The sequence below is a fragment of the Streptomyces sp. NPDC056224 genome, from assembly GCF_042267665.1.
GTDB lineage: Bacteria > Actinomycetota > Actinomycetes > Streptomycetales > Streptomycetaceae > Streptomyces.
Window position 1 is genome coordinate 41,207 of sequence record NZ_JBHJTK010000050.1, and the last position, 7,601, is coordinate 48,807.

Below are 7,601 nucleotides of genomic sequence, written 5' to 3' on the forward strand. Positions count from 1 at the left end.
CTTCACTGCTGCTCTTCACGCACCGGCTCTTACTTGCCGACCGGCTAGTTCACTACACTGGGGGAAGGTAGACCCGTCACTAGCCGGGCGTCAAGTAAGTAAATTCTGGGGAGAACCGATCATGACGACCAGCTCCAGCAGCGGTCCGCAGCCGCGCCGTGGCAACACGCGCCAGCGCATCCAGGACGTCGCACTGGAGCTGTTCGCCGAGCAGGGATACGAGAAGACGTCGCTGCGCGAGATCGCGGAGCGGCTCGAGGTCACGAAGGCGGCGCTGTACTACCACTTCAAGACCAAGGAAGACATCATCATCAGCCTCTTCGAGGACCTGACGCGGCCGATCGACGAGCTGATCACGTGGGCGGAGGGGCAGCCGCGCACCCTGGAGACCAAGTGCGAGGTGCTGCGCCGCTACAGCGAGGCGATGGCGGCCGGCGCCCCGCTGTACCGCTTCATGCAGGAGAACCAGGCGACGATGCGGGAGCTGAGCATCGGCGAGACGGTGAAGCAGCGGCTCTTCCGGCTGGTGGAGCTGCTGCGCACGGAGGACGGCCCGCTGACGGACCAGGTCCGCTGCGTGAGCGCCCTGTTCACACTGCACGCCGGGATGATGTTCCTCCAGCACGTGGAGGGCGACCCGGAGGAGACCCGCCAGGCGGCCCTGGCGGTCGCGACGGACCTCATCACCCAGGCCCACCACCACGACCACGACGCCGCCTGAGCGCGGCCGGCGGCTTACCGGGGTGCGCGAGGATCCGCTCCCCGGACGCTCCTGACCGTATCCCGTACACCTGCATGCCCAAGGCCTTACAGTCCGTGGCATGTTGGAGCTATTTCAGGTCCTCGGCGGCATAGCCGGATTCGGTGGCGTGGCTCTCGGAGTGCTGTTCCTCCTTTACCGGGACCTCGTCCGCAACATCATTCAGCACAGGATGTTCCGCACCCTGACTTCGGGACAGGCCACGGGCCTGTTCGGGGCTGTGATCGTCTTCGCCTTCGCCATAGCCATCCTGGGGATCTTCGCCACCCTCGCCGTCGGCGAGGGAGCCCAGCAGTTCATGATCCTGGTCGGCATCCTGCTGGCGTTCCTCCTGGCCTCCCTGCTGGTCGTGGGACGGCTCTTCACCGGGGGGCGCCGGAACCGGCCGGACCCCGGGGCGACGGAGGAGCGGTCACTGGCCAAGGTGGCGCGGCTGATCGCGGCGAACGAGCCCGACCAGGCGCAGCGCGCGCTCGACTCGGCGGGGATCGACCGCGAGGCCGAGGAGTTCTGGTACTGGAAAGCCAGGATCGCTCTCGCCCGCTCCAACCCGACGGTGGCCGCGGGATACGTCGACGAGGCCCTGAAGATCGAGCCCCGGAACGGGCACAGCATCGCCCTCAAGATCAGGATCCTGCTGGTCGGCCGGGGCCCGGCGGACCGTGACGAGGCAGTGCGGCTCGCCGCCGCCAGCGAGGGGATCAGCAGCGAACTGGACGTCTGGCTGCGGCTCTTGCGCGCGGAGGGAATGTTCGATGTGCGGGTGCGGACCAACACGGAGTTGGACGAACGCTGCCCGCTCCCCGCCCGCCACGGCCAGGCCGCGGCCTGACGCCCGGCCCGGCCGACGCGACGAAGAAGGAATCGGAGAAGGTACGCATGACACAAGATCCCGGCGGCTCCACGCCCTCCACCCCGGCCGTCCTGTACCTCGCCGGAGCGGCGAGGAGCCGCTTCTGGTCCTTGTCCGCCCGCCGGCAAGAGCGGGAGTGCCGCCACCGGGCGACGCGGCGCGGACTCTCGCTGCTGGACCGGACCGCGCGCACCCCGCAGGAGGTGGACGACTTACTGAGGGATTTACCGGATGGCGTGGTCGTGGCCGAGCCGGCCATCAACGACCACGACGAGCTGCGGAAGGCACTCATGAGTGCCGACACCTTCCTTGAGTCGCTCCTGGGGCTGGGCGCCACACTCAGGCTCTGCAACGTCCGGGGCACACCGTCGCCTGCCGTCGACCGCTGGTCGGACGGCACGGCCGTACTCCTCGCCGTCGCCCCCTTCCCGGGCATGCCCAGCGCGGATCGGGTCCGCCGAACACGCGAGTGCGAGGAGTACGCGGAGCGGTGCGGGCTTCGCGTGGGCACGGTCATCGACAGCCCGGAGGCCCACCTCCGCTTCATCACGAAGGAGCTCTCGCGGCCGGCGAGGGGGACGGTACCCACGATCGTGATCCACCCCGACGCTCTCGCCCTCGCCCCGGACGCCGAGGGGAGGCCCGGCCGGCTCGGCGCGGCAGGCAGGTGGCTCCTCCAGGGGCGCGTGGTCCACTCCGCGTTGCAGCTGCGCAGCTCGCGTGCGTCCCAGGGGGCCTCGCCCAGCCGGGCGGACGAGCCCGGGGAGCGTATCGGCGGTGTTGAGAGGGAAGCGCCCGGGCTTGAGCGTCGGCTCGAGGAGGTCCCACTCGAAAGGCGGGACGAGGAGCGGGACGAGGAGCGGGACGAGGAGCGGGACGAGGAGCGGTACGAGGAGCGGAGGCTCGATCAGCGGCGCAAGCAGCTGTACGAGGAGCGACGGTACGAGGAGCAGGACAGGGAGAGTACGCGCGAGCAGCTGTACGAGGAGCGGAGGCGCGAGTCCGAGGTGCGGCGGCGCGCGGAGCGCCGGCTCGTGGACTACCTGGGGAGCGACCCCGAGCCTCCCGCCGCTCGCTCGGCATCACCGACCCCGGCCGCTGAAAGGCGCAGAAGGACGACCCGCGATCCTCGGCCCGCCCAGGCCGAGCAGGCCCAGGCCCAGGCCCAGGCCCAGGCCGCGGCCGCGGCCCCGGCCTACGGCTACCCCCAGTCCCCTTCCTTCCCCGACCCCCCTTCCTTCCCCGCCTTCCCACTCCCCTCGCGCGCCCCCGGCCGCCCCCTCCCGCACGACGGCCTGTTCATCCGTCGGCGCAGCGCCTACGGGACCCGCTCCGTGGTCGGTGTCACCGAACTCATCGACAGCGGTGTGCTGATCGAACAGGACCACATCCGCTTCGACGACTTCGTGGCCGCGCGCACCGACCAGGTCCCCGGCCCGCCCGAGGGCGAGGCGCTCGCCGTCAGCCACGGGCTCGCCCTGGTGCCCGGCGACTCCAAAGCCCACGACGACACCACCCACTTCGTCGAAATCGCGCTGAAGGCGGGCGCGGAGGCGCAGCCGGGCGTGCCCGCGAAGGAACCCCTGCCGGTGAACTTCGTCTTCGTCGTGGACACGAGCAGCTCCATGGCGGGCGAGAAGCTCGACACGGTCAAGTCCGCGCTGCAGGAGATCTACGAACGGCTGCGGCCGACGGACTCGCTCGGCATCATCACGTTCGCCACCGATGTGTCCACCCTCTTGCAGGCGACCCGCAAGGAGGACCTGCCGCCGGAGAGGTTCGCCTCGACCGTGGCCGGCATGACCGCCTGCGGCGGGACCGACATCCAGCTCGGCGTGCAGTACGGCATCGCGGAGATCGGCCGCCGCGCGAGCACCAGCCGTACCGTCAACCGGCTCTACCTCTTCTCGGACGGTGACCCGACCTCCGGCGAACGGAACTGGACCACCGTCCGGAAGAACGTCGCGGCCCGGCTGCGCGGTGATCTGACCCTCTCGTGCTTCGGCTTCGGTACGGACGCACGGATGGCCGAGCTCTCGGCCCTCGCCGGGACCGCCCGCGGCCACTGCACCTTCGTCACCCGCCCGGAGCAGGTCCGCTCCGGCCTGCTGGAGGACCTGGAGCGGCGTGACCACCTCGCCGCGATCGACATTCAGCTCCGGATCGACATCGACCCGGCGGTGACGGTGTGGCACCTGTACGGGCATGACCTGGTCACCGATCCGCGGGCACGGGCGCGGGTGTTCCGCGAGTCCCGTGGCGCGGCCCACCGCGCACGGGAGCAGTACGGCACGGAGGTGCTGCCCGATCTGATCACCGGCGACAAGGGCATCCGGATCTTCGCCCCTGACCTGGCCTTCGGCGAGACGTACTGGGTGGTACTGGAGATCCAGGTGCCGGAAGGACCCGTGCCGGCGGGCGGGATCGGTACGGCGACCGTGCAGTACGTGGACACCGTGGCACGCGATAACCGCAGCCGGGAGATCGCGCTGTCGGACGCGGCCACGCTCGCGGAGGAGACCGTGACCGTGCACGCGGTGGGCCTGCGGACGAGCGAGATCACCTTCCACGCGCTCGACGACCTGTACGACAACGACCGCGATGCCGCCGGGCAGCGTCTGACGCAGCACATCGAGGTCCTCAAGCAGGTCCACCGGACCGTACCCGCGCCCGAGTTCGTCAACGACCAGGTGACGATCGAGAAGCTGCTCGCACTGGCGGGGACGCTGGGCACGACCGCCGCCTTCACCGATTCCGCCGTGTCCCCCGCCGCCCCGCGCATCCGGGGCATGAACCGCTTCGCGCAGGTCAGATCGGGCTTCGCCGCCTTCTGACCGGCCCGCGTGCCGGGAGCCGCCGGGGCCGGGCACGGGCTCCGGCGGCGGGAGAGCCCAGCGCCCGCATCACCGGAGGCGGCGGTCGGCGGCGGCGATCGGGACGTCGTTGATGCTCGCCTCGCGACGGCCCATCAGGCCGTCCGGGGTGAACTCCCACTGCTCGTTGCCGTGGCTGCGCCACCACTGGCCGGCGGCGTCGTGCCACTCGTACTCGAAGCGGACGGAGATGCGGTTACCGGTGTACGCCCAGAGCTCCTTGCGGAGCCGGTAGTCGAGCTCGCGCTCCCACTTCGCGGCGAGGAACTCGCGGATCTCGGCGCGGCCGGTGAGGAAGCGGTCGCGGTTGCGCCACTGCGAATCCTCCGTGTAGGCGAGGGCCACGCGCTCGGGGTCACGGCTGTTCCAAGCGTCCTGGGCGGCCTGCACCTTGGCCCGGGCCGACTCCTCGGTGAAGGGCGGCAGCGGCGGGCGGACAGCGCTTTCGTTCATGACGGGCCCTCTCGCGAACTCATGGGAAGAACGGTCGTTCTCACCGTAGAGAACGAGCGTTCTCCGCGCAACCGATCCTGGACTACGCTGCCCCCATGGACGACGAAGAGGCCCGCACCCGACTCCTGGACACGGCGGAGGAGCTGTTCTACGCCGAGGGCATCCAGGCCGTCGGCATGGACCGCATCCGCGCGGGGTCGGGGGTCCCGCTCAAGCGGCTCTACCGGATCTTCCCGGCGAAGGAAGCCCTGGTCACGGCGTACCTGGAGCGCCGCGACCGCCGCTGGATGACGAGCCTGCGCGAAGCGGTGACGACGCCGGCCGCAGCCGCAGACCCCGTCGCGGCCGTCTTCGGCTGGCTGGCGGACTGGTTCTCGGAGCCGGACTTCCGGGGCTGCGCGTTCTTGAACGCCTTCGGCGAACTCAGCGCCGCCCACGCCGGGGTACTCGACGTCGTACGCCGTCACAAGGCGGAGCTTCGGGCCCTGCTCGCCGACCTGGCCGGCCCGGCCGACCCGGCTCGGGAGGACCTGGCGGACCAGCTCCTGATCCTGGTCGAGGGCGCCACGGTGGTCGCCGCCCTGGACCCCGGCCCGGAACCGGCCCACCTGGCCCGCGAGATGGCACGTCGGCTGCTGTCCGCCCGCTAGGCCGAACAGCCGGCCGTACGGGCAGACGGCGCAGGGAGGTCCGCCACCGCTCGCTCACGCCCACTCCCGGACCGCGTGAAGGACCCGCTCGTCAGATCGGCCCGGGCGGAGTCGGCCCATGCAGATCCGAGTGGTAGAACTCGGTACCGACCAGCCGGGCGTCGACGAGCCTCGCCGTCGGCCGGGTGGCCGGGGCCGCCGCCATTCTCCACGCCCCCGTGCGGGCCTCCGAACCGGTTCCGGTCGGGGATCCCGACTCCTTCACCTGCTTGTCCAGCACCGCCAGGTTGCCGTTGAAACGGATACCGCCGCCTACCCCAATACGGTATCGGTGAGGTCCGGCCCACGCCCGTCGATGATGTCGGGAGCCTCGAGCCCGTAGCCGTCGGCTCGACCGTAGTACGTAGGCTCGCCGGGCTCCGCCTCGACCCCGAGCAACTGGTCGAGCTCCTGCAGGGCTGCCGCGAGCCGCGGCGCGTTGTTGGCATGGGTGGCCGGGTGCGGCTCGCCCCGGAAATCACACTGACCCCATACGTCGTGGTACACGGACAGTTCGGCCGAAGGGCCGATCTCGTCGGGTGACACCATGAGTTCGACCAGGCGGTACTCGTTGTGGCGTGTTCCGCTCGCGTCGAACCAGGCTCCGGATCCCAACACGAGGATGCCGCCCATCTCTGCCTGCAGATGGCCGCCCGGCTGACAGGCGCGGAGGGCACCGGGCAGTGCCGGATCACCGAGCGAACGCCCGGCGAGGTCCAGGCGGCTGTGGATGCCGAGGCCGCCCTTGCCGACCTGGAACCAGTTCCACTCAAGTGAGGCCGGCTCCAGCAAAGCGTGCTTCTGAAGCACCGCACCCATGCGCGCCGCGGTCCTGAGAGCGGACTCCAGACCGGGCTCCGCCACGTCGTCCAGGTCCCAGAACCACGAGCCGCACTCCTTCGGCGCGCGCATCAGCATCGACATCGACTTCCTTACGGCTTGGTGGCATTGGTCGGAAATATGGTGACGGACCCGTCGTCGAATCGTAGCTCGAAGGAGGCGTTGCTCCGGTCAGCGGCCCTTTGGACGGTTTGGATTTCACGCTCCGTGAGCTCGCCCCTGAGGCCCCTGATATCCAGAAGCGCGTGCTTGACGTCGACTCCGGGCCCGCCGAGCTGCTTCTCCGCGATCTTCTTGACTGCCGACTTGATGCCCGCGACGCTGTCCACGTCCTTGAGCTGGGCGCCGAATTCGATGCGCCCGTCGGGGGTGCGGACCAGCACGTCCAGGTCGAGCTTCTGGGCGGGAAGCTTCAGCTCGAACTCGATGTTCTTGATTCCCTTGGACTGGAGATCCGCAGCGTACTCCAGCGCCTGGTGCACAGCGGGAATCATGCCGTTCTGCTTGACCTGGAACAGAAGGCCCTCAGGGTTCTTGAACCCGGGGGTGTCCGCAAATCGGCCGCTCGCGATGTATTCCGCAACTGCTGCCCCGTATTCCGACTTCTTCAGCTGCACGAGCATGCGGCCCTGGTCCACCGGCGGAACCTTTGCGTTCTTGAGAGCCTCCGTCACGGCGACCTCCCGCTCAGGGGCCATGGGCCCACTGGGCTGCTGGCCGATCCGGGGGCCTTCCAGAATGACCGGAGGCTGCTGCTCAGGCATCCCGGGGCCGTTCCCGACACCGTCGCCGGTCCCACCTCCGCCACCTGGCGTCTCCGGGCCGTCCCCCGCGGACGGGCCGTCCGTGTGCCCGGTGCCGCCCGGGGCTTCCGGGTTTCCACCGTTCGTGGACGGGCCGTGGCCGGGGCCGTCGCCGTGGCCGCCGGGGCCGTCCGTGTGGCCCGCGGTCGACGGGGTGTCCGTGTGGACGCCGCCCGTGGTCGGGGTGTCCGAGCGGGGGCCAGGGGCGGACGGGTTGTGGGTGTCCACGCTGTTGCGCGGCATGTTGTCGGGGGCGTGGCCGCCGGGGGTGTGGTCCGGGGCGTGGCCGGTCGGGGTGTGGTCGCTCCTGTGGAGCGGGTCGGAGATGTC

6 protein-coding genes and 1 pseudogene are annotated in these 7,601 nt (G+C 70.3%); 4 read left to right on the plus strand and 3 right to left on the minus strand.

Features of this window, described 5'->3' with window-relative positions:
• The first annotated feature begins 121 nt into the window (after positions 1–121).
• The 3 genes from ACFCZ1_RS33805 (at position 122) to ACFCZ1_RS33815 (ending at position 4,447) form a co-directional block, all read left to right on the plus strand.
• Complete coding sequence (locus ACFCZ1_RS33805; RefSeq protein ID WP_376682101.1) at positions 122–721, plus strand: TetR/AcrR family transcriptional regulator; 600 nt, start codon at positions 122–124, stop codon at positions 719–721.
• A 100-nt stretch (positions 722–821) separates the two neighbouring features.
• The gene (locus ACFCZ1_RS33810; RefSeq protein ID WP_376682102.1) at positions 822–1,592 is read left to right on the plus strand and encodes a hypothetical protein; all 771 of its coding nucleotides are present in this window, start codon (positions 822–824) and stop codon (positions 1,590–1,592) included.
• 47 nt (positions 1,593–1,639) lie between these two features.
• On the plus strand, positions 1,640–4,447 hold the full coding sequence (locus tag ACFCZ1_RS33815) for a VWA domain-containing protein (protein WP_376682103.1): 2,808 nt from the start codon (positions 1,640–1,642) through the stop codon (positions 4,445–4,447).
• Positions 4,448–4,516: 69 nt separating this feature from the next.
• Here ACFCZ1_RS33815 and ACFCZ1_RS33820 read toward each other — a convergent pair whose 3' ends face one another.
• Positions 4,517–4,939 carry a nuclear transport factor 2 family protein gene (locus ACFCZ1_RS33820; protein ID WP_376682104.1) on the minus strand — a complete coding sequence of 141 codons (423 nt, stop codon included), beginning with the start codon at positions 4,937–4,939 and terminating at the stop codon, positions 4,517–4,519.
• 95 nt (positions 4,940–5,034) lie between these two features.
• On the opposite strand from ACFCZ1_RS33820, the gene ACFCZ1_RS33825 reads away from it, so the two are divergent.
• A complete protein-coding gene (locus tag ACFCZ1_RS33825) occupies positions 5,035–5,589 on the plus strand; it encodes a TetR/AcrR family transcriptional regulator (RefSeq protein WP_376682105.1) in 555 nt (184 codons plus the stop codon).
• A 312-nt stretch (positions 5,590–5,901) separates the two neighbouring features.
• Here the strand turns inward: ACFCZ1_RS33825 and ACFCZ1_RS33830 are convergent, their stop codons facing one another.
• Positions 5,902–6,546 (minus strand): hypothetical protein, encoded by a 645-nt coding sequence (locus ACFCZ1_RS33830; protein WP_376682108.1) that lies wholly within the window; start codon positions 6,544–6,546, stop codon positions 5,902–5,904.
• A 14-nt stretch (positions 6,547–6,560) separates the two neighbouring features.
• Positions 6,561–7,601, minus strand: a pseudogene (locus ACFCZ1_RS33835) (hypothetical protein); the annotation flags it as partial.

Excerpts from the sequence above, each read along its gene's own strand:
- ACFCZ1_RS33805 (WP_376682101.1), top strand. The coding sequence starts at position 122 with ATGACGACCAGCTCCAGCAGCGGTCCGCAGCCGCGCCGTGGCAACACG.
- ACFCZ1_RS33810 (WP_376682102.1), top strand. The coding sequence starts at position 822 with ATGTTGGAGCTATTTCAGGTCCTCGGCGGCATAGCCGGATTCGGTGGC.
- ACFCZ1_RS33815 (WP_376682103.1), top strand. The coding sequence starts at position 1,640 with ATGACACAAGATCCCGGCGGCTCCACGCCCTCCACCCCGGCCGTCCTG.
- ACFCZ1_RS33820 (WP_376682104.1), bottom strand. The coding sequence starts at position 4,939 with ATGAACGAAAGCGCTGTCCGCCCGCCGCTGCCGCCCTTCACCGAGGAG.
- ACFCZ1_RS33825 (WP_376682105.1), top strand. The coding sequence starts at position 5,035 with ATGGACGACGAAGAGGCCCGCACCCGACTCCTGGACACGGCGGAGGAG.
- ACFCZ1_RS33830 (WP_376682108.1), bottom strand. The coding sequence starts at position 6,546 with ATGCTGATGCGCGCGCCGAAGGAGTGCGGCTCGTGGTTCTGGGACCTG.